The following is a 1,290-nucleotide window of genomic DNA, read 5'->3' as shown; positions in this document are numbered from 1 at the left end:
TTTGTGTCACCAGCCACTTCAGGAGGAGTAACCTGACCATCACCGTTGGTATCACCGGCAATTTCGCCGTTATCAATCATTCCGTCACTGTTTGTGTCTCCGGCAATTTCGCCGTTATCAATCTTCCCGTCTCCGTTCGTATCACCGGCAACCTCAGGAGGTGTGATCTGTCCGTCACCATTGGTATCGCCGGCAACTTCTCCATTATCAATCTTCCCGTCGCCATTCGTATCTCCGGCGATGTATTTGATAACAGTGAGTGGCTGTTCAACCTGAGGGGCTGCATTATAATTCGTACTTCCCGACTGATCTGCATAAATGGTGCAAATCCCAACACCAATGATTCTCACGGTAGCTCCATTCGTGCCCGTACAAATTGCTACTGATTCATCAGAGCTGGTAAATGTTACAGGAAGTCCCGAGCTGGATAGGGCATTCAGTTCAAAATCGGAATCTGTATCCGTTTTCTTTGGCAGCGCCTCGAACGTGATAAACTGATCCTCCTTATCTACCGTCAGTGTGCCACTCGTGTAGCTGAAGGTATAATGGTTGTCAGTACCGCCGGCAACTGTTATGGGATATGTACCTACATCGCTACCCATTGTCGCATTAGTTGAAACTGTAGGAGGGATATCCAAATCTCCCTCGCTGTCACTACCCACAAAGCCACTGTAGGTAACTGTCAAGACTGGGTTAGCCTCTCCATAAGTCTTATGTTTATCGTCAGCTATTACACTCAGTTTAGCCTTGGTTATCTCCAAGGCGCCATTGGTAAACGTAATGCTGTAGTTATCCGAGGTCAGGCCGCCGGGAGTAATGGTATATGTGCCAGGATCGGTTGCTGTGGTAGCTGTACCGCTGAAAGACGGAGAGCCACTGAGCACAGTTTCACTTTCACCATTCACAAAGCCGCTATAGTTGACCGTAAATCCGTTAAAAACACTGCCATCATACGCTTTGTTATGGTCATCGGCCGTAATATTCAGTGTGGCTTTGGTGATGTCTGCTGTCAGACCCGCAGGCTGTGTCAGTGTGTAGTTCCCTGCATCCGTACCGCCGAGGGTCATCGAAGTGCTCACAGCGATACCGGTGCCTGCTCCTGACTGTGCAAACGTACCGGCAGTCGAATTACCCAGGGTCACATTATCGCTGCCAATTACTCCCGAAAGAGTAGCATCACTGATGGTGGCACCGGTAGTCCCGTCGTAAACTTTATTTGCTGCCGCTGCACCCGTTACCGTCAGCGTAGCTTTGGTGATGTCTGCCGTCAGACCCGCAGGCTGTGTCAGC

1 protein-coding gene is annotated in these 1,290 nt (G+C 49.9%); it reads right to left on the bottom strand.

Annotation, left to right across the window (positions count from 1 at the left end; translation table 11 throughout):
* Window positions 1-1,290 (bottom strand): MBG domain-containing protein (locus T426_RS25955; protein WP_036985519.1); only part of this gene is annotated, 1,290 nt, incomplete at both ends.

Origin of the sequence: Prolixibacter bellariivorans ATCC BAA-1284 (assembly GCF_000621705.1) — a bacterium.
GTDB classification, from domain to species: domain Bacteria; phylum Bacteroidota; class Bacteroidia; order Bacteroidales; family Prolixibacteraceae; genus Prolixibacter; species Prolixibacter bellariivorans.
This window is presented reverse-complemented; position numbering and strand designations above follow the sequence as displayed.